Origin of the sequence: Xylophilus ampelinus, assembly GCF_003217575.1 — a bacterium.
Taxonomy (GTDB): Bacteria; Pseudomonadota; Gammaproteobacteria; order Burkholderiales; family Burkholderiaceae_C; genus Xylophilus; species Xylophilus ampelinus.
The window spans coordinates 45,501-65,213 of sequence record NZ_QJTC01000004.1; the positions used below are offsets into that span (position 1 = coordinate 45,501).

The 19,713-nt window shown below is 67.6% G+C and carries 15 protein-coding genes and 1 pseudogene; 10 read left to right on the forward strand and 6 right to left on the reverse strand.

What is annotated here, in order from left to right; all coding sequences use genetic code 11:
* Nucleotides 1–123 precede the first annotated feature (123 nt).
* Both DFQ15_RS04315 and DFQ15_RS04320 read right to left on the reverse strand, forming a co-directional pair.
* Nucleotides 124–1,692, reverse strand: coding sequence for a gamma-glutamylcyclotransferase (locus tag DFQ15_RS04315; RefSeq protein WP_233504273.1), 1,569 nt, complete (start codon nucleotides 1,690–1,692; stop codon nucleotides 124–126).
* Between the two features lie 419 nt (nucleotides 1,693–2,111).
* On the reverse strand, nucleotides 2,112–3,242 hold the full coding sequence (locus DFQ15_RS04320) for a 3-deoxy-7-phosphoheptulonate synthase (RefSeq protein ID WP_110464797.1): 1,131 nt from the start codon (nucleotides 3,240–3,242) through the stop codon (nucleotides 2,112–2,114).
* Nucleotides 3,243–3,589: 347 nt separating this feature from the next.
* Here DFQ15_RS04320 and DFQ15_RS04325 point away from each other — a divergent pair, with 347 nt between their 5' ends.
* Nucleotides 3,590–5,434 (forward strand): acid phosphatase, encoded by a 1,845-nt coding sequence (locus tag DFQ15_RS04325; protein WP_110464798.1) that lies wholly within the window; start codon nucleotides 3,590–3,592, stop codon nucleotides 5,432–5,434.
* Between the two features lie 9 nt (nucleotides 5,435–5,443).
* On the opposite strand, the gene tldD is transcribed toward DFQ15_RS04325, so the two are convergent.
* From tldD to DFQ15_RS17680, 4 genes and pseudogenes are all read right to left on the reverse strand, one after another.
* Nucleotides 5,444–6,904: a metalloprotease TldD gene (tldD, locus tag DFQ15_RS04330; protein ID WP_110464799.1), complete on the reverse strand. Its 1,461-nt coding sequence runs from the start codon at nucleotides 6,902–6,904 to the stop codon at nucleotides 5,444–5,446.
* Between the two features lie 400 nt (nucleotides 6,905–7,304).
* The gene (rodA, locus tag DFQ15_RS17675) at nucleotides 7,305–8,459 is read right to left on the reverse strand and encodes a rod shape-determining protein RodA (protein WP_233504280.1); all 1,155 of its coding nucleotides are present in this window, start codon (nucleotides 8,457–8,459) and stop codon (nucleotides 7,305–7,307) included.
* A 38-nt stretch (nucleotides 8,460–8,497) separates the two neighbouring features.
* Nucleotides 8,498–8,941, reverse strand: coding sequence for a GAF domain-containing protein (locus DFQ15_RS18175; RefSeq protein WP_374941005.1), 444 nt, complete (start codon nucleotides 8,939–8,941; stop codon nucleotides 8,498–8,500).
* Nucleotides 8,942–9,476: 535 nt separating this feature from the next.
* Nucleotides 9,477–10,067: pseudogene (locus DFQ15_RS17680) on the reverse strand (HDOD domain-containing protein); the annotation flags it as partial.
* 297 nt (nucleotides 10,068–10,364) lie between these two features.
* On the opposite strand from DFQ15_RS17680, the gene DFQ15_RS04340 reads away from it, so the two are divergent.
* The 9 genes from DFQ15_RS04340 (at nucleotide 10,365) to DFQ15_RS04380 (ending at nucleotide 19,664) form a co-directional block, all read left to right on the forward strand.
* Nucleotides 10,365–10,952 carry a YqiA/YcfP family alpha/beta fold hydrolase gene (locus DFQ15_RS04340; RefSeq protein WP_110464801.1) on the forward strand — a complete coding sequence of 196 codons (588 nt, stop codon included), beginning with the start codon at nucleotides 10,365–10,367 and terminating at the stop codon, nucleotides 10,950–10,952.
* Between the two features lie 197 nt (nucleotides 10,953–11,149).
* Entirely contained in the window at nucleotides 11,150–13,225 is a 2,076-nt protein-coding gene (locus DFQ15_RS04345) for a ribonuclease catalytic domain-containing protein (RefSeq protein ID WP_110464802.1), read from the forward strand.
* 58 nt (nucleotides 13,226–13,283) lie between these two features.
* Nucleotides 13,284–14,147: an energy transducer TonB gene (locus DFQ15_RS04350; protein WP_110464803.1), complete on the forward strand. Its 864-nt coding sequence runs from the start codon at nucleotides 13,284–13,286 to the stop codon at nucleotides 14,145–14,147.
* Entirely contained in the window at nucleotides 14,137–15,018 is an 882-nt protein-coding gene (gene aroE, locus DFQ15_RS04355; RefSeq protein ID WP_374941004.1) for a shikimate dehydrogenase, read from the forward strand. Before DFQ15_RS04350 ends, aroE begins: the two co-directional genes overlap by 11 nt.
* Before the next feature lie 71 nt (nucleotides 15,019–15,089).
* Complete coding sequence (gene mtgA / locus DFQ15_RS04360; RefSeq protein ID WP_110464805.1) at nucleotides 15,090–15,821, forward strand: monofunctional biosynthetic peptidoglycan transglycosylase; 732 nt, start codon at nucleotides 15,090–15,092, stop codon at nucleotides 15,819–15,821.
* Between the two features lie 13 nt (nucleotides 15,822–15,834).
* Complete coding sequence (locus DFQ15_RS04365; RefSeq protein WP_110464806.1) at nucleotides 15,835–16,566, forward strand: tetratricopeptide repeat protein; 732 nt, start codon at nucleotides 15,835–15,837, stop codon at nucleotides 16,564–16,566.
* A gap of 95 nt (nucleotides 16,567–16,661) precedes the next feature.
* Entirely contained in the window at nucleotides 16,662–17,216 is a 555-nt protein-coding gene (gene ruvC / locus DFQ15_RS04370) for a crossover junction endodeoxyribonuclease RuvC (RefSeq protein WP_110464807.1), read from the forward strand.
* Nucleotides 17,217–17,449: 233 nt separating this feature from the next.
* The gene (locus DFQ15_RS04375) at nucleotides 17,450–18,511 is read left to right on the forward strand and encodes an alcohol dehydrogenase catalytic domain-containing protein (protein WP_110464808.1); all 1,062 of its coding nucleotides are present in this window, start codon (nucleotides 17,450–17,452) and stop codon (nucleotides 18,509–18,511) included.
* Nucleotides 18,501–19,664 (forward strand): MFS transporter, encoded by a 1,164-nt coding sequence (locus DFQ15_RS04380; protein ID WP_199399809.1) that lies wholly within the window; start codon nucleotides 18,501–18,503, stop codon nucleotides 19,662–19,664. Before DFQ15_RS04375 ends, DFQ15_RS04380 begins: the two co-directional genes overlap by 11 nt.
* Nucleotides 19,665–19,713: the final 49 nt, after the last annotated feature.

Consider the following 19,713-nt stretch of genomic DNA (forward strand, 5'->3'; position numbering starts at 1 on the left):
GCCGCCGAGCCCGGCCGGCTCGACCCTGTGCCGGTTTCCCGCGCGACCGGGATTCTGGAGACGCCCTGGCAGAGGCCCGCCCTGGCGTCCCGGCACGCAGTCGCGGAACGCCGGACAAGAGCTTTACTGCACCACTTCGGGCTCTTGGGATGGCATCCGCTCGAAGCGGTCCTTGGCGGCGACCTGCGCGCCTCCCGAGATGCCATCCATGTCGCGGTACAAATGCACCGATACAGCAAGGCTGTCGCTCTTGTTCTTCAGGCTGTGCGGGATGTCCAGCTCCTGGGCGTTGAAGCCCGCCCACGAGCTTTGCGGCCGCTCGTTCCCGACAAGTTTTTTGACGAACCGTTTGTCGTCGCGCTTCACTGCGTTCTTTCCATCGTCGTACAGACGCTCCCGAAGCTGTCCAAGCGCAATGAAGGACGCACATTCGTTCGGATGGTTGTGAATCGGCGTCTTCTGGGTGGGATCGAACGCGAATATTTGCAGGCAGAAATTGTTTTCAGGTGTCGTGTCGCTGTGCAGCAGGTACCGGCCGTAGCCCAGCGTTTCCTTGGACTTCGCCGCATAGATTTCGGGCTGAAAACCGATGTCCCGAAGGAGCTGCGGCAAAGCGTCCGCCACCACATCGCGGAAATCCGCTCCGTCGGCCTGCCGCTGGAGGGCCGGCGTACTGGAGCGCAGGCGCGTGAGTGCGGAGTCCATGGCCTCCTGGTGCTGGTGGTGGCGGGCCTGGGCCTCGGGGGCCTGCAGGGTGGTGTAGACCTGCGGCAGGCTCCTCTCGGCCCGCGCAAGCCGGTCGCGTTGTTCATGCCAGCTACCCCGCGGGGTGGCGGCTCCGCACATCATCTCCAGCGGCTCCGGAAGTGATTCGGACGTGCTGGCGATGTCGTAGGCCTCGCCCAGCAGGGCGGGAGGCCGTATCCCCGATTTTTCGAGCAGCTGCATCCCGGCACGCCAATAGTCGAGACTGGAGCCCCCGAGCCGCTGACCAGCGTGTTCGAAGCCACCCTGGGCCGTCATGAAATACGCCAGCCGCGGTGGAGTCAAACCATCGGCATCGTCGAATACCCGGCTCAGGGATTTAGCGCCATGAGGATTGGTCTCGAACACCAGCGCGTGCACCGTGCTGCCGTCGTCCAGGACCACGGGCCGCACGGCCGGGCGGTACATGAGATTCGAACGCGGCTGGCCCTCCACGTCGGCCACTGCGCGCAGGTCGGCCTCGGAGAGGAGTTCGCGTTCCAGCAAGCCCATCAGGAGTTCTTCTGCCCGGGCGAGAGGCAGCTTGAGCACGATCCCCGCTACCTGGTCATCGATCCGCGCGGTGATGGAAGCCACCGCTCCCGGATGCCGCGGGGTACCGCGAAATACCGTGCTGCTGACGAAATCCATGCCGTAGTCCTTGATGGACGCAGGCAGCGTGTCGCGGCCCTCGACGACGTCGGCCTGGCTGGCTTTGCCGAGTACGCGGTGGTTGTCGGTGCGCAGCGACCAGTGCCCGAACACCGGCACGAAATTCAGCTGGCCCGCCTCGACATGGTGACGCAGCTCGCCGATGGTATCGGCCACCAGTTTCTGTTCGCTGGGCGTGAGGCACCCCGACAACGACGGCGGCAAATTTTGCAGACGCTCCCAGGCGCCTTCGGGTAGCGCCGTTGGCGAGGACGTCGCGGTCGAGGCCAACGCCACACGCGGAGGCCGCGTGGCCTGCACGCCGGTATCTCCGACGGCACGGCGCTGGAGCGATAGACCGGAATCCGGACTTGCCGGGAAAGAGGGCCGGGCCCGTGACGTCTGTGCGGAGGAGCTGGGGAATTCGGGATCGCAACGCAGGGCAGGACTGTCGCACGTGTTGGCAGTGGGTGTGAGTTTCATGGTCGTTCGGCTCGTTCCATGTGGTTGATGAAGCTTTGTCGGCATATTTACGATTAAATATCGCCGGGCGAATATCCAACGCAGCCCCACCAAAACAACAAGAAAACGCGAACATAACTATCGGCACACGAAGCCGATAATCACGAAAAAATCATATTAATATTTGTTTATTTCATTTACATACCGACTCTCGCAAGAGCGTCGGTACCTGCCACCGCTCCGACGCCATGCACTCAACCGCGGCGCGCGCGCACCGCGTCCGACAGCAACTGCAGCGCTTGAAGCGAAGCGTCCCAACCCAAGCAGGCGTCGGTGATGCTCCTGCCGTATTCCAGAGCGCCCACGTCGTCCTTGCCGGGCGTGAACTTCTGGGCGCCGGCCTGAAGGTGGCTCTCGATCATCACGCCGAACACGCCGCGCGAGCCGCCCGTGATCTGAGCTGCTATGTCTTCTGCCACCACCTGCTGACGCTCGTGCTGCTTGCTGCTGTTGGCATGGCTACAATCGACCATCAGCGAGGGCGCCAGGCCGGCCTTCTCCAGGTCGGCACAGGCGGCCTGCACGCTGGCGGCGTCGTAGTTGGGCGCCTTGCCGCCGCGCAGGATCAGGTGGCAGTCGGGATTGCCGTCGGTCTGCACCACCGCGACCTGCCCGTTCTTGTGCACCGACAGGAAATGGTGGCCGCGGGCTGCCGCCTGGATCGCATCGGTCGCGATACGGATGTTGCCGTCGGTGCCGTTCTTGAAGCCGATCGGTGCCGAGATGCCCGAGGCCAGCTCGCGATGGACCTGACTCTCGGTGGTGCGCGCGCCGATCGCGCCCCAGCTGATCAAGTCGCCTATGTACTGGGGCGAGATCACGTCCAGGAACTCGCTGCCGGCCGGCAGCCCCAGGCGGTTGATGTCGATCAGCAGTTGGCGGGCGATGCGCAGGCCTTCGTCGATGCGGAAGCTCTCGTCCAGGTACGGGTCGTTGATCAGGCCTTTCCAGCCGACGGTGGTGCGGGGCTTCTCGAAGTAGACGCGCATCACGATCTCGAGCGTGCCGACGTACTTCTCGCGTTCGGCCTTCAGGCGGCGGGCGTATTCCATCGCGGCGGCCGGATCGTGGATCGAGCAGGGGCCGATCACCACCAGCAGCCGGTCGTCGGTGCCGGCCATGATGTTGTGAATGTTCTGGCGGGTGCCCGCGATCAGCGATTCGACCGGCGTGCCGCGGATCGGGAAGAAGCGGATCAGATGTTCTGGAGGCGGGAGCACGGTGATGTCCTTGATGCGTTCGTCGTCGGTGGTACTGGTTTTGTCGATGTGCGCATACCACGGCTCGCTGGAAAGAGCGGAGGCTTGGGTCGGGACTGCATTCATGGTGTGCTCCTGGGAATCGTGGGAAAGATCGGCTTTGGAAAACTCGGGGCCCGAAACGAAAAAACCGCCGGGCTTTTCAGCTTCGGCGGTTTCTGGAGGGGTTATGTGTGCTTTACGCGCGCGCCTCTGATCCGCCGGATGAACGGAACCAAAAATAAAACGCGGCGTGGCGGCGGGCTTGCATGGCGGCCAATGTAGCACAGCGCCCACGCAGCGCATGTGGCGTCGAGCCCACGCGCGCTTCACGCCGTTGTCATGCGGCCACCGTAGATTGCGCCGGCCGCGCGCTCCAGGCGTGTCGCAACCCTTCCGGCAGAGCCCCTGTCCTTTCCCTCCATCGCTTTCCCATGCCCGCCTTCCACTTCGCCCGCCATCCTCTCGCCCTGGCCCTGACGGCCGCCTTCGCCCTGACCGCCTGTGGCGGGGGCGGCGACAGTCCCGCCGCACCTGCCGCCCCGGGCGGACTGGGCACGGTCGACACCGCGCCGCTGCCGTCCGCGACCGCGTTCGTCGACACCTACCAGACCAACGTCGCCGCCAACACCACCGTCGCGACCAACGCCAGCCTGCGCCTTTTGTCGGATTTCTCGACGCTGTGGACGCCCGGCAGCAGCTTCAACAACGGCACGGCCACCGCTGTTGGCGCGCCGATCCTGGCGGCCAATATCCAGCAGAACCGCACGATCGCCGCCAGCCGCACCCAGGCCGAGCAGGACGCGGCCTACCTCGACGACCGCCGCAGCCAGAACTTCAGCGTGCTGAGCGGCCTGGGTCCGCTGCAGCAGGCCTTCGTCGCCGGCTCGGGCGCCACCACCACCATCGCGGGCGTCGCGACCGACGCCACCACCGTCAAGTACGACGACGCGGGCAACGGTGCCGGCACCGCCACCTCGCAACTCGGCAGCGTGGTGGCCCTGATCGCCACCCTGCGCGGCAACTTTTCCTCGACCAATCCGGCCAAGGGCTTCTACCAGTACCAGCGGCCGTTCCGCTGGCTGAACGACACCGGCATCGTGATCCCGGCGCTGCGCCCCGCGATCAGCACCATGCCGGCGACCGACGGCGGCTTCCCGAGCGGCCACACCAACGCCGCCTACCTGGCCTCCTACGCCTTGGCCTACGCAGTGCCGCAGCGCTACCAGGAACTGCTGACCCGCGCGTCGCAGCTCGGCCAGAACCGCGTCGTCGCCGGCATGCATTCGCCGACCGACGTGATCGGCGGCCGCATCATGGGCACCGCGCTGGCCGCGGCGATCCTGAACGACAGTGCGAACGCGGCGATCAAGAACGCCGCCTATGCCCAGGCGCAGAGCTACCTGCAGGCCCGCACCGGAACCGATGCCAACAGCCTCGACGCCTTCGCCCACGGCGCGACAAACGCCACCGACCCGCAGGCCGGTGCCGCCGCCAACCGCGCGGCCTTCCTGCAGCGCATGACCTACGGCTTCCCGCCCATCGCCGCCCCCACCGCGACCGCCACAGTGCCGAAAGGCGCCGAAGTGCTGCTGGAAACCCGGCTGCCCTACCTGGACGCCGCGCAGCGCCGCATCGTGCTCAAGACCACCGCGGTCGCCTCGGGCCACCCGCTACTGGGCGATGCCGAAGGCTGGGGCCGGCTGAACCTGGCCGCCGCGGCCGACGGTTATGGCGCCTTCAACGGCGACGCCACGGTGTCGATGGACGCTTCCAAGGGGGGCTTCCACGCCGCCGACACCTGGCGCAACGACATCGCCGGCGCCGGCAAGCTGACCAAGCAGGGCTCGGGCACGCTGACGCTGGCGGGCACCAACAGCTACACCGGCGGCACCGAATTGCAGGGCGGTACGCTGGTCGCGGGCTCGGCCAGCGCGCTGGGCAAGGGCGACGTGTACCTGTCGGGCGGCAGCCTGCAGACCTCGCCGAACGCGGTGCTGACGCTGGGCGGCCAGTTCACCCAGCGCGCCGGAGGCACGCTGAACCTGGTGCTGGGCAGCGCCGGCGGCGGCACGATATCCGGCACCGGCACCGCCACGCTCGATGGCACGCTGCGGATCAGCTTCGCCGCCGGCTTCCAGCCCACGGCCGGCCAGAGCATCACCGTGCTGGGCACCGGCCTGCGCAGCGGCACCTTCTCGGCGGTCCAGGTCGGCGGCACCGTGCCGGCCAGCGTGGCCTACACGGACAACGGCGTGCTGCTGAGCTTCGGCAGCTGAGGCCGCAGCCTAGGCGGTGCCGCCGACCGTCAGGCCTTCGATCCGCAGCGTCGGCTGGCCGACGCCCACCGGGACGCTCTGGCCTTCCTTGCCGCAGGTGCCCACGCCCGGGTCGAGCGCCATGTCGTTGCCGATCAGGGTGACTTTCTTGAGCGACTCGGGGCCGCTGCCGACGATGGTGGCGCCCTTGACCGGGTACTGGATCTTGCCGTTCTCGACCCAGTAGGCCTCGCTGGCCGAGAAGACGAACTTGCCGCTGGTGATGTCGACCTGGCCGCCGCCGAAGTTGGTGGCGTACAGGCCCTTCTCGATGCTGGCGACGATCTCCCGCGGATCCTTGTCGCCGCCCAGCATGTAGGTGTTGGTCATGCGCGGCATCGGCACGTGGGCGTAGCTCTCGCGGCGGCCGTTGCCGGTGGGCTTGACGCCCATCAGCCGGGCGTTCATCGAGTCCTGGATGTAGCCGCGCAGGATGCCGTCCTCGATCAGCACGTTGCGCTGGCTGGCGTTGCCCTCGTCGTCGACGTTGAGCGAGCCGCGGCGGTCGGCGATGGTGCCGTCGTCGAGCACCGTCACGCCCTTGGCCGCGACCCGCTTGCCGATCTTGCCGGTGAAGGCGCTCGATCCCTTGCGGTTGAAGTCGCCCTCCAGCCCGTGGCCGATGGCCTCGTGCAGCAGGATGCCCGGCCAGCCCGCACCCAGCACCACCGTCATCTCGCCGGCCGGGGCCGGACGCGATTCGAGATTGACCAGCGCCTGGCGCACCGCGTCGTCCACGTACTGGCCGATCAGCGCGTCGTCGAAGTACGCCAGGCCGAAGCGGCCGCCGCCACCGGCGGAGCCCACCTCGCGGCGACCGTTCTGCTCGGCGATGACCGTCACCGACAGCCGCACCAGCGGCCGCACGTCGGCCGCCATGGTGCCGTCGGCCCGGGCCACCAGCACCACGTCGTATTCGGCGGCCAGACCGGCCATGACCTGCGCCACACGCGGGTCCTTGGCGCGGGCGCGGGCCTCCACCCGGCCCAGCAGCGCCACCTTGGCGTTGCTGTCGAGCGAGGCGATCGGGTCCAGCTCGGGGTAGAGCGAGCGGCTTTTTGCTATCTTTTTAGGAGCAATCCGGACGCGTCCGGTGCCGGCTACGCCCGAAATCGACCGCACGGTGTGCGCTGCATCCAGCAGCGACGCCTCGGAGATGTCGTCGGAATAGGCGAAAGCCGTCTTCTCGCCGCTGACGGCGCGCACGCCCACGCCCTGGTCGATGCTGAACGAGCCGGTCTTCACGATGCCCTCTTCCAGACTCCAGCCCTCGCTGCGGGTGTACTGGAAGTACAGGTCCGCGTCGTCGACCTTGTGCGCCTTGATCTCGTTCAGGGCGCGGGTCAGGTGGGATTCGTCCAGACCGAAGGGCTCCAGCAGCAGGTGCTGGGCGACGGCGAGGCGTTCGAGGGTGGGTTCGCGGGAGATCATCCCGGGATTTTAGGCACTCGGGCCGGCACATGCCGGCGGTGGGGGCGATGGCCGTGCCGGGCTGAAGGCGTAAGACAGCGCGCCGCAGACCAGCAGCAGCGCGGCTGCACCGAAGATCCAGCCGAAGGTTGTGATCGGCGTCCAGCGGTGGCGCTGCCCGGCCTCGGCGATTCGGCCGAGGCCGGCCCAGACCAGGGCCGAACCAGGAAGACGAAGGTGTTGAGGATACCCAAGCCGCGGCTGCGCATCGACGGCGGCCGTGGGCCCTCACGATCGGGCGCAGACCGCTCGGGTGAGATCACCGACAGGCAACTGCGCAAGAACTGGCTCAGCGCCAGTGCGCCGGTGAGCGCGGCGACGGCCGCGGCGGTGGAGGCCTCGGCAGTGGGGACCCGCCCCATCAGGTCTGGATCAGGCGCCGGGCCCGCGCGATCGACATCAGGATGCCCAGGCCCATGCCCAGCGTCACCATCGCGGTGCCGCCGTAGCTGATGAAGGGCAGCGGCACGCCCACCACCGGCAGGATGCCGCTGACCATGCCCATGTTCACGAAGGCGTAGGTGAAGAAGATCATCGTCATCGCACCGGCCAGCAGACGCGCGAAGAGCGTCGGCGCCTGGGCCGCGATCACCAGCCCGCGGAAGATCAGGAACACGAAGCCGGCCATCAGCAGGCCGTTGCCGAGCAGGCCGAACTCTTCCGAGAAGGCCGCGAAGATGAAGTCGGTGGTGCGCTCGGGAATGAACTCCAGGTGGGTCTGGGTGCCGGCCATGAATCCCTTGCCCCAGACGCCGCCCGAGCCGATCGCGATCATCCCCTGGATGATGTGGAAACCCTTGCCCAGCGGGTCCTTGGTGGGGTCGAGCAGGGTGCAGATGCGCTGCTGCTGGTAGTCGTGCAGCACCGACCAGCGCACGCCCTGGGCGCAGAGCTGCGGCTCGTACCAGACGACCAGCAGGATGCCCACCGCCGCCACCAGCACCGGCGGCAGGATCAGCTTCCACGACAGGCCGGCGAAGAAGATCACCGAGAGCCCCGCCGCCAGCACCAGCAGCGAGGTGCCCAGGTCGGGCTGCTTCATGATCAGGCCGATCGGCACCGCCAGCAACAGGCCGGCCGCCAGGAAGTCGAGCGGCCGCAGCTGGCCCTCGCGCTTTTGGAACCACCATGCCAGCATCAGCGGCATGGCGATCTTCAGAATCTCGCTCGGCTGGATCACGATGCCCAGGTTGATCCAGCGGGTGGCGCCTTTCTTGGTGATGCCGAACATCGCCACCGCCACCAGCAGCGCCACGCCCAGAGCGTAGAGCGGCAGCGCCAACGACATCAGCCGCTGCGGCGACACCTGCGCCACCACGAACATGATCCCGCCGGCCAGCAGCATGTTGCGGCCGTGGTCGAGGAAGCGGGTGCCGTGGTCGAAGCCAGACGAATACATCGTCACAAGGCCGGCACCGCAGAGCAGCGCCACCGCCGATGCCAGCCACCAGTCGAAGCCCTGGAACAGCGGAAGCAGGCGTTTGCCCCAGGAGGGCTTATCGAAGACAGCGGACATCCGGCGATTATCCCGCCCGCCGGGAAGCACCGCGGCCATCAGCCGGCCTGCCGGAACGCCATCACCGCCTGGTTGCGCAGGGTGCGCAGCAGCGCGAAGCCCCGGTCGTCCAGCACGATGCCGCCCGGCTGCGCATGGTCGGCATACAGCAGGGCGAAAGGCTTGTCGTTGCGCATCAGCGGCAGCAGCACGAAGGCGCCGGCGTCGAAGTGCTGCCGGTACCAGGCCGGCATGCGCTGCAGTTCGCGCGGCGAGGTGGTGTCGGCCACCAGCAGGTCGCCGCCGCGCAGGCAGACGGCCGCGAACAGATCGCTCTGGGTGCCCCAGCGGCACCCGCAGCGCCCGTACCGCGGCGGCCTGGCCCTCGCCCAGGCCGAAGCGGCCCTGCAGCACGTTGGCCTGGTTGTCGCGCAGGCAGAAGACCACGCAGCGAAAGCCCAGGCCGCGCAGCATCGTCTCCATGACCATGCGCACGATGTCATCGAGCCGCATGCCGCTGCCGGCCATCGCGTCGACGATTTCCTGCACGCCTGCGGACAGCACCTCGGCGGAGGATGGCGCGGGCCGGGGCGCCACCGGGGACGCGGCCGCCAGCGAAGGCTCTGCGGCCGGCGCGGTACCGGCGGCGCGCTCGGCGCGGGCCTGGGCGTAGCTGCCGCGCAGCTGCTCCACGGTGAGCGGCTCGGCCGACGCCGGCACTTCCTCGGCCGGTGGCTCGGGCTGCAGCCAGATCGCGGTGGCGGAACCCGCTTCCAGGCGCAGCTCCATCGCCCGGGTCAGCTGGGAGGTGCGGCGCCGGGCCTCGGCCGCCGCGCGGGCCAGGGCGTTGGCGCCGCCCTTGGCCAATACAGGATGGCGCCGCGCCACCGCGCGCAGGCTGTCGAGCAGGCTGGCGGGATCGGCGGCCACGGCCACAGCGGCCACGTCGCCGGCCAGGGCGGCCCCCCAGCGCAGCCGCTCGGCCGGGTCTTCCAGCGCACGGGCCGGCATTTGGCCGACGGGCCGGCGCATGCCGCGCTGCAGCGTGTCGGGCAAGGCCCAGGCCTTGGCGACGCCCACGGCCAGGTCTTCGTAGCCCAGGCCCAGCACCTGGGCCGAGACGGCCTGCTCGGCCTCTTCGCCGGCGGGTGCGCCGGGCAACGCGAGCAGCCGCCCGATCTCGTCGGCTTCTTCCTGGAAATAGAAGCGGACCAACATCCGGCCCAGGCGCTGGAACACGGCGCAGAGAAAGGCGGCTTCGCTCTCCCGGCGATCGGGCGACATCTCGCTGGCCACCGCCCCGGCCACCAGCGCGCGCACGAACTCCTCCTTCATCTGCTGGGCATGCGTCTTGTTCTGCATCTGGTCGAGCAGCAACAGGCTGAGCGCCAGGTTGCGCACCGTGTTGAACCCGACCAGGCTCACCGCACGCGAGATGGTGCCGATGGCGCCCTGCCCCGACCGGGCGAACTGCACGCTGTTGACCAGGCGCAGCAGCTTCTGAGTGAGGGCGACGTCCTTCAGGATCTCCTGGGTCAGGTCGGCAAGGCTCTCGCGGTCGGAATCGGCCGTCCGAAGGATCCGGACCACCGATTCGGACAGCGCGGGGAAGTCGCTGCGGTGCCGCATGCGCCGCAGCAGGAATTCGAGCGCGGCGTCGCCAGGAGGGGCCAGCGCGGCAGGATCCGAAGGGGCAATGTCTGGCAAGAGGATCGCCGCCGGTGGCGGCCCGAAAGGAGCGAAACGGGTGTGAGCAGGGGCAGAATCTTGCCGTGGCCGGCGCCGATCCTAGCCGTAGCGTATATCCCCTGTACGCCGGTGGGCGGCGGTTGGATGCGATCGGTATCGCCGCAACGTGCGCATGCCCTGCTGCCGACGGGCCTTCCCTATCGAGGCCCCACTGGGACTCTAACGAAGTCTTTCCCGATGCCCACCACCCACCTGCTCTACCTGCACGGCTTCCGCTCCTCTCCCCAATCTGCCAAGGCGCGGGCGATGGCCGCGCGCATCGCCGGGCGGCATCCGGCGGTGCGCTGGTGGTGCCCGCAGCTGCCGCCCTCCCCCACCGAGGCGATGCGCACGGTGGCCGAGGGCGTGCACGGCTGGCCCGCCGACACGATGGCGGTGGTCGGCTCTTCGCTCGGCGGCTTCTATGCCAGCTGGGTGCAAGCGCACACCGGCTGCGCCCGGGCGGTGTTCATCAACCCGGCGGTGGACCCGGCGCGCGACCTGGCCCGCTACATCGGGCAGCAGACCGCCTGGCATGCGCCGGAAGAGAACTTCTATTTCGCCCCGGCCCACGTGGACGAGCTGCGGGCGCTGCAGGTGCCGCCGCTGGTGGACCCGGCACGCCAGTTCGCGCTGATCGCCCAGGGCGACGAGGTGCTGAGCTGGCGGGAGATGGACGCCCGCTACGCCGGCGCCACCCGCACCGTGCTGCCCGGCGGAGACCATGCGATCTCGGATTTCGACCGGCATATCGACGCCGTCTGCGCGTTCCTCGACCTGGAATGAGCCTAGGAGACTGGGCGGCAAAAGCATCGTCGGCTGCGAAGCGACCGCAGCGGTCCATTTTTCACCGGCTTCTTGCCCCATAGCGCTGCTATGCGGCGGCGAATCCGGCAAAAACTGTCCTCGCTGGGGCCCCTTCTCGCTTTCGACGCCTTCTGCCGCCCAGCCTCCGGGCGCCAGGGATGGGAGAATCCCGCCCCATGTATGCATTGTTCGAAGAAGCCGGCAAATTTCTCGCCGGGCGTGTGCTCTCCGAGGCCGAGTCCTCCGCGCAGGTGGAGCTGGATTCCGGCAAGCGGGTCAAGGTCAAGGCCGCCCATATCCTGCTGAAGTTCGAGAAACCCCAGCCGGCGGCGCTGCTGGCCGAGGCCCAGGCGCTGGCGCCCGAGATCGAGCTGGAGCTGGCCTGGGAGTTCGCCTCCGAGGAGGAATTCGGCTTCGCCGACCTGGCCCGCGACTACTACAGCGCCAACGCAACCCTGGTCCAGCAGGTGGCGATGCTGCTCCGGCTCTTCGACGCGCCGCACTACTTCCGCCGCGCCGGCAAGGGCCGCTTCAAGCGGGCGCCGGCCGAGATCCTGCAGCAGGCCCTGGCCGCCATCGAGAAGAAGAAGCTGGTCGCCCAGCAGATCGACGACTGGGCCGCCGCCCTCGGCCGCGGCGAATGCCCGCAGCCGATCCGCGACCAGCTCTACAAGATCCTGTTCAAGCCCGACAAGAATACGCCCGAGTACAAGGCCGTCGTCGAGGCCTCCCGCGCCACCCAAACCGCGCCGCTCGACCTGCTGCAGAAGGCCGGCGCGATCGCCTCGGCCTACGAGTTCCACTGGAAGCGCTTCCTCTTCGACAACTTCCCCAGGGGCACCGGCTTCCCGCCGCTGCAGGCGCCGGAGATCGCCGACGACGCGCTGCCGTTGGCCGCGGGCGTCGAGGCCTTCTCGATCGACGATTCGCAGACCACCGAGATCGACGACGCGCTGTCGGTCCAGGGCCTGGGCTCGGGCACGGTGACGGTCGGCATCCACATCGCCGCGCCCGGCCTGGTGCTGGCGCCGGGCGACGCGATCGACCAGGTGGCCCGCCACCGGCTCTCCACCGTCTACATGCCCGGCCACAAAATCACGATGCTGCCCGACGAGGTGGTGCAGCGCTACACCCTGGGCGCAGGCCAGGCCCGGCCGGCCGTGTCGCTCTACGTGGCGATGGACGAGGCGACGCTGGAGATCACCGGCACCGAGACGAAAATCGAGCGGGTGCCGGTGGTCGCCAACCTGCGCCACGACCAGCTCGACGACCTGATCACCGAGCAGTGGCTCACCGATGCCGCTGTCAGGCACCGAAACCCCCTGGAGCCGTTGCCCGGCGCCGGCGACGCGCTATCATTTTTATTCCGCCTGGCGCAAACCCTGAAGGCCCGGCGCGAGGTGGTGCGCGGCAAGCCCGAGAACTTCAACCGGCCCGACTACAACTTCCGCCTGCAGGACCACGACGGCAGCGAACCCACCGGCGCCGAGCAAGTGCAGATCACCACCCGCCGCCGCGGCGCACCGCTCGATTTGATCGTCGCCGAGGCGATGATCCTGGCCAACAGCACCTGGGGCCACTGGCTGGGCGCGCTGGGCGTGCCCGGCATCTACCGCAGCCAGGCCAGCATGCTGCCGGGCGTGAAGGTGCGCATGGGCACCAAGGCCCTGCCGCATGCGGGCATCGGCGTGCCCAGCTATGCCTGGAGCACCTCGCCGCTGCGCCGCTATGTCGATCTGGTCAACCAGTGGCAGATCATCGCCGCCGCCCGCCACGGTCGCACCGCCGCTCTGGCCGCGCCGTTCAAGCCCAAGGGTGCCGAGCTGTTCTCGATCATCTCGGGCTTCGACGCGGCCTACAGCGCCTACAACGCCCACCAGGGCGGCATGGAACGCTTCTGGACGCTCAAGTACCTGCAGCAGAACGGCATCACCGAGCTGGACTGCGCCGTCTTCAAGGACAACCTGCCCGGCGGCGGCGTGCTGGTGCGCGCCGATGCGCTGCCGCTGGTGCTGCCGGTGTTCGGCAGCCAGCAGCTGCCGCGCGGCGCCCGGGTGCGGGTACGGCTGGGCGAGATCGACGAGATCGCGCTCGACGTGCACGGCACCGTGGTCGAGCGACTCGATGCCGAGGCGGCACCGGCCGAGGAAGAGGACGAGTCGGGCGAAGAGGAAGCCGTGGCCGGCCCGATCGCGATCGCGCTGGACGTGAACGAGGCCGCGGCGCCCGCGCCGGCCGACGCCGCGCCCTGACCACCCGACCCCGCCCCGTCCCTTTACGCATACCCGCCGCCCCTCTACCGGAGCCCCCGTGTCGCTGCGCACATTTCTCGCCTCCCTCTCGCCGCTGAAGATCGCGCTGGGCGCATCGATCGCGGCGCACGCGGTGCTGCTCACCGTGCGCTTCGTCGACCCCGAGGCGTTCAGCCGGGTGCTGCAGGACACGCCGCTCGACGTGATCCTGGTCAACGCCCGCACCAACGAGCCGCCGCCCGAAAAAGCCCAGGCGATCGCGCAGGCGTCGCTGGCCGGTGGCGGCGAGGCGGCCGCCGGTCGCGCCGCCTCGCCCCTGCCCTACTCGGCGCTGACAACCATCGGCGAGAGCTTCGAGGAGACGCAGCGCCAGGTCGATGCGATGCAGGAGCAGCAGATGCAGCTGCTGGCGCAGATCCGCCAGCAGATCGCCTCGATGCCGCCGCCCGACCCGCGCAAGCCCGCCGAATCGGCGGAGAAACAGGCCCAGGAGGAAAAGCACCGCCAGCTGGTCAAGCTGCTGGCCGAGATCGAACGCCGCATCAACGAAGAGAACGCCCGGCCCCGCAAGCGCTACGTGAGCCCCGCCACGCGCGAGGCGGTCTATGCCGTGTACTACGACGCGCTGCGCCACAAGGTGGAAGACCGCGGCACCGTCAACTTCCCCGAGGCCGCCGGCAAGAAGCTCTACGGCGAGCTGACGATGATCATCACGGTGAATTTCGACGGCAGCGTGCTCGCTACCGACGTCGTGCAGACCTCCGGCAACGCGGTGCTCGACCGCCGCGCCGAGGCCATCGCACGGAGCGCCGCGCCGTTCGGCCCGTTCGATGCCGCGATGCGCGCCAAGGCCGACCAGATCGCGGTCGTCTCGCGCTTCAAGTTCACCCGCGACGCCACACTGGAAACCAATGTCCGCTGACGTAATCCCCTCGGAAACCCGCGCCGTGACGGCGGGCGCCACGCCCGACCGCTACTGCGTGGTCGGCAACCCGGTGGCGCACAGCCGCTCGCCTTGGATCCACGCCGCCTTCGCGCGCCTGACCGGCGAGTCGATCGAATACGACCGGCTGCTGGTGCCGCTCGACGGCTTCGTCGACGGCCTGCGCACCTTCGCGGCCAGCGGCGGCAGGGGCTGCAACGTGACGGTGCCGTTCAAGTTCGAGGCCGCCGGCTTCGCCCACCGCCTGACCGACCGCGCCCTGCTGGCCGGTGCCGCCAACACCCTGCGCTTCGAGACCGACGGCATCCATGCCGACAACACCGACGGCGCCGGCCTGGTGGCCGACATCGAGCGCAATGCCGGCGTGCCGCTGGCCGGCAGCAGCGTGCTGCTGGTGGGCGCGGGCGGCGCTTCGGCCGGAGCGCTGGGGCCGCTGGTGGCGACGGCGCCGGCGCGGCTGGTGGTGGTCAACCGCACCCCGGCCCGGGCCGAGGCGCTGGTCGCGCGCCATGCCGCCTGGGCCCGCGCCTGCGGCACTGTGCTGGAGGCGGTGCCGATCGCAGAACTGGACGACTCCTTCGACATCGTCGTCAACGCCACCTCCAGCAGCCTGGAGGGTGGCGGCATCCCGGTGCCGCCGCTGGTGCTGCGGCCGGGCACGCTGGCGCTCGACATGATGTACGGCCCCGCGTCGCGGCCCTTCCTGTCGTGGGCGCAGCGCTACGGCGCCGCGCCCCGCGACGGCCTAGGCATGCTGGTGGAGCAGGCGGCCGAGGCGTTCCGCTTCTGGCGCGGCGTGCAGCCGCCCACCCAGGACGTGCTGGCGGCGCTGCGCGCCGAAATGGCCTAGCCCGACCCGCGCCGCATGCCTCCTACCCGCCACCGGAGCCGGCCCGCATCGCAATGGCAGGGCACCGCGCGATGAAGGCCACCCTGCGCTTGATGGGGCTGGTGCTGCTGGCCGGGCTGGGGCTGCAGCTCTACTTCGTCGGGCGGGTGGCGGCGATGGCGATCATCGATCCGCGATCGACCGCGTTCCAGCGCTCCGAGGCCTTCCGCCTGGCGCGGGGCGACGCACCGGTGCAGTGGCGCCAGACCTGGGTGCCGTACGACCGGATCGCCGACAGCCTGAAGCGGGCGGTGATCGCCTCGGAAGACGCCTCGTTCGCCGAGCACCGCGGCGTGGAGTGGGGCGCGATCGAAGGCGCCTGGCAGAAGAATGCGATCGCCGCCGAGCGCGCCGCGCGGCGGGCCCGGCGAGCGGGCGGCACCGCCCCGACACCCAAGGTCTACGGCGGCTCCACCATCACCCAGCAGCTGGCCAAGAACCTGTTCCTCTCGGGCGAGCGCACCCTGCTGCGCAAGGGCCAGGAACTGGTCCTGGCGCTGCTGCTGGACGCGCTGCTCTCCAAGCAGCGTATCCTGGAGCTGTACCTCAACAGCGTGGAATGGGGCAACGGCGTCTTCGGCGCCGAGGCCGCCGCCCAGCGTTACTACGGCAAGCCCGCCGCCCGGCTGAGCCCGGTCGAAGCGGCACGGCTGGCGGTGATGCTGCCCCGCCCCAAATTCTTCGAACGCGCGCCGCAATCGGCCTACCTCGGCCAGCGCGCGGCCACCATCGTCGGCCGCATGGGCGCGGTGCAGGCGCCCTGAACACCGTAACACCATGACCCGATCCCACCGCTCCGCCGCCCGCCTGCTGCCTGTGCTGGCCTTGCTCGGCGCACTTTGCACCTCCCCCACCCACGCCGCCGAGACCGCCGACGCCCTGCTGCGCAAAGGCCGCAACGCCGAGGCCCTGGCGAAGGCCGACGCGTTCCTGCAGAACCACCCGCGCGATGCGCAGATGCGCTTCGTCAAGGCCCGCGCCGAATCGGCTCTGGGACGGCGCGCCGCCGCCCTGGCCACGCTGCGCGAGCTGACGCAGGACTACCCCGCCCTGCCCGAGCCGCTCAACAACCTGGCCGCGCTGCAGGCCGCCGACGGCCAGTGGGACGCGGCGCTGCAGTCGCTGGAAGCCGCGCTGCGCCTCAAACCCGACTACGCCGTGGCATATGAAAACCTGGGCGACGTGTACCTGGCGCTGGCACAACAGCGGTATGCCCGTGCCCTGGTGCTGGACCCCGACAACGCTGCCTTGCGCGCCCGGGCCGCACGGCTGCAGCCGGCACCCACGCCGGCAGCGGCCGCAGCGCCCGCACCGGCCGCCTCTTCGTCGGACACGGCCCTGCCCGCCGAATCTCCCTCCGCATCGCCCCCCGCCCCGGTGACGGACCCAACCGAAAGCGGCATGGAAGATCCACCCTCGTCTGCCGAAACGACGCCCGTGTCGCCCACGTCGGTCGCGCCGTCGCTGCTGCCGGAACTGCCCGCGGCGGCCAGCACGCCGACGCGTTGAAGCGGCTGCGCCAGCATTTGTCCGCCGCTGATACTACGATCTTTAGAGCGTGTAGCCGTCGATTGGCAACGGCTACTAGCTATAAAAAACATAGCATGCGCATTCTTGGAATAGACCCGGGGCTGCAGACCACCGGCTTCGGCGTGGTGGATGCCGAGGGCCATGCCCTGGCCTACGTGGCCAGCGGCACGATCCGCACCACCCACCTGCCGCTGGGCGATTTGCCCGGCCGGATCAAGGTGCTGTACGAAGGCGTGCGCGAGGTGGTCGAGCGCTACAAGCCCGAAATCGCCACGGTCGAGATCGTGTTCGTCAACGTCAACCCGCAGTCCACCCTGCTGCTGGGCCAGGCGCGGGGTGCTTGTATCGCCGCGCTGGTAGCACGGCAAGAGCCGCTGCTGGTGACGGAGTACACCGCGCTGCAGATGAAGAAGGCGATCGTCGGCCACGGCCGCGCGGCCAAGAACCAGGTGCAGGAGATGGTCAAGCGCTTGCTGCAGCTGCCCGGCCTGCCGGGACCGGACGCGGCCGATGCGCTGGGCCTGGCGATCATTCAGGCGCATGCAGGGCATGCGATGGCCAAGCTGGCCGCGGTGGCGCCGCTGCAGCGGCGCCAGCATGCGATGTACAAGGATGGCCGGAGCTACTAGAGCGTGTATCCGCCCAGGGGCACGGACACACAGCCGGATGCAGCTCGATGCCATCGTCGCTAAATCGACGGTCGCCCCGCCAGGGCTTGGGCGTACGGTCTCCGCCGACGTTCTAACGGAGCTGCTCACCAGCAGTTCTCCGCATTCCACCCTCGTCCATTGAAATCCAGGATTCTGCGCTTAAAGTGTGAATACGCCCTGTTTGGTCAGCGCTGCGCTCAGAGGAGATTTCCATGTCCTGCACTATGCAAGTTATCGAGCTTAGCGCCCCAACCCAGCTTGCCGTATCGCACCGCGCAATCCCGGAGACGCCGAAAGATGGCGTTCTTCTTAAAACATCGGCAGTTTCTATTTGCTCCACCGACATTTCCCATTTTCACGGAAATCTGTCGGCCGAGCAGTACCCGGCCATTCTGGGTCACGAATATTGCGGCACCGTTGTCGACACAGGGGACGACTGCCCGTCCTCGCTGCTTGACCAGCGCCTTGCCTACTTCGGACAGACCGATTTTGGCGGGTTGGCCGAGTATCGCGCTTTGCGACCGCTCTTTGCCGGGGATTTGCGATCTTCACCCTTCAAGACGGGGCGCTACTTCCGCGACGACGAACGTGCTGCCGCCATTGCGCTCCCCGCCGAACTGGCGGATCGCGACGCCCCGTTGATCGAGCCGATTACGGCCGTGCTTCGATCCATTCTTTCCCATCCTCCCGCGGTCGGCAGCCGCGTGCTCGTGCTGGGCGGCGGCCCTTGCGGCGCGATCGCCGGAGCGATCCTGCAAAATCTCCATGCTACGAAGTCTGTTGCGGTTCTCGAAAACAATCCGGCGCATCAGGACATCGCCCGCAAAAATTATGCCGACATGGTATTTGGATCCACTGACGAACTTTGCGAATCGGAAGACAACGTCTTTGACTATGTTTTCGACGCGCTGCCGCCATTGGTGAATATCGATGCGGAATCATGCCCTCGGCGTGCGGCCATGCGTGCAACGAAACCGGGTTCCAAATACGTGCTGTACGGTGCCTCCCAGACCCTTCAGCAATTCGATACCTGGCTCATGCTGGCCAAGGGCATCACGCTGTCGTCGGCCGGCTTCGATGTCGACCACTTCCCTATGCATCACACGGCCTTCGTCATGAGAACCGCCAAGAAATTACTGCTCAGCAAAATTATCGATCCCGCCTGGATCATGACCAAGGACATGTCTTTTTGGAAGCCGAATGAGATCATCCATTTTTTTGAAAACTATCACCTCACCTCGCAGCTCAAAACAGTAATCCTTTTTGACAAATAACCGATATTTCCTCGGCGCTTCGGCCAGCATATCTTTCTTTTTCTGGGGTTTGCTGGGCGTCTCGATAGGCGCGCTGCTTCCGAATGCGATGCAGGATTTTTCCTTGTCGCCATTCATGGCAGGCATGCTTTTTGTCCTGTGGTCCATTGGCTTCAGCGCCGGCTCTTTCACAGCCACGGTGTTATTGCGGGCATATGGAGCGGTCCTGGTTCTCGCGGTGCTGTCCTGCGTTACCGCTGTTTTGTCGCTGCTGCAGTTCGCGACGATATACGCAGGCCATTTTTTCGCGCTCTATCTCGCTCTTGGACTTTGCGGCGGATCGATCTTCACTGCATCGCACACGCTTTTCGGAGATCTCTTCGCCGAACGCCGATCTTCGGCTCTGGCAGTCCTCGATGTCGTATTCAGTATCGGAAACATGGCGGCCCCACTTGCCATTGTGGCCCTGTTGCACCGGCAGATGCAGTGGCAAACTTTTTACCTGGTGCTCGCCATCGGATTTTCAGCCGTTGGAATCCTGTTCTTTTGGCAATTCACGCAACGCCGTTTCGCTGAGCGCTCTGCAAGATCGGCCACCACCATCGAAAAAACCGAAGCTGGCCACGGTGCGCCGCCCTTTGCCGAAGTCGCGGTATTGGCGATTGCCAGCTTCTCGCTCGGCACAGTCGAATGGACCCAGAATGTATGGTTCGTCACCTATGCGATCGAAGGTGGCATGGGACCGGACCTCGCGCGTTTCTGCATATCGGTCTTCACTGCCGGAATGATCGTCTCAAGATTATCCATCATCCTATTTGACGAAGGCGTGCAATCCGCTCGTGCTCAATGGGCGATGCTTTTCCTTGCGTTGAGTGGCGAAGCCCTTGTTGTCATGGGAAAGACCGTCCCCTCGATGTTGATCGGAAACTTCCTGCTAGGCAGTGGGATTGGCGGTCTGTTTCCGATATTTCTCGGGCGGGCCATGGATCGGAATCCCGCGTCAAGCGCCACGCTTTCGATGTTGATGGTTGTTTCTCTTACCCTGGGTGGACAGCTTGCGTCGTTCACTCTGGGTGCGCTCGCCGATCGATTTGGCGTCACAGCGGCTTTCTCCGCGACAATCCCGATGATCACCATCATGTGCCTGACATTCGGGATCTACCGACGGATGTAAGCACCAGCGGGTGCGCACCCCTAAATTTTTAGCCAGGGCCGGTCAAACC

Coding starts and splice junctions, on each gene's coding strand:
- ruvC (WP_110464807.1), top strand. CDS start 16,662: ATGCGCATTCTTGGAATAGACCCGGGGCTGCAGACCACCGGCTTCGGC.
- DFQ15_RS04375 (WP_110464808.1), top strand. CDS start 17,450: ATGTCCTGCACTATGCAAGTTATCGAGCTTAGCGCCCCAACCCAGCTT.
- DFQ15_RS04320 (WP_110464797.1), bottom strand. CDS start 3,242: ATGAATGCAGTCCCGACCCAAGCCTCCGCTCTTTCCAGCGAGCCGTGG.
- rodA (WP_233504280.1), bottom strand. CDS start 8,459: ATGTCCGCTGTCTTCGATAAGCCCTCCTGGGGCAAACGCCTGCTTCCG.
- DFQ15_RS04345 (WP_110464802.1), top strand. CDS start 11,150: ATGTATGCATTGTTCGAAGAAGCCGGCAAATTTCTCGCCGGGCGTGTG.
- aroE (WP_374941004.1), top strand. CDS start 14,137: ATGTCCGCTGACGTAATCCCCTCGGAAACCCGCGCCGTGACGGCGGGC.
- DFQ15_RS04365 (WP_110464806.1), top strand. CDS start 15,835: ATGACCCGATCCCACCGCTCCGCCGCCCGCCTGCTGCCTGTGCTGGCC.
- DFQ15_RS04325 (WP_110464798.1), top strand. CDS start 3,590: ATGCCCGCCTTCCACTTCGCCCGCCATCCTCTCGCCCTGGCCCTGACG.
- mtgA (WP_110464805.1), top strand. CDS start 15,090: ATGAAGGCCACCCTGCGCTTGATGGGGCTGGTGCTGCTGGCCGGGCTG.
- DFQ15_RS04340 (WP_110464801.1), top strand. CDS start 10,365: ATGCCCACCACCCACCTGCTCTACCTGCACGGCTTCCGCTCCTCTCCC.
- tldD (WP_110464799.1), bottom strand. CDS start 6,904: ATGATCTCCCGCGAACCCACCCTCGAACGCCTCGCCGTCGCCCAGCAC.
- DFQ15_RS18175 (WP_374941005.1), bottom strand. CDS start 8,941: ATGACATCGTGCGCATGGTCATGGAGACGATGCTGCGCGGCCTGGGCT.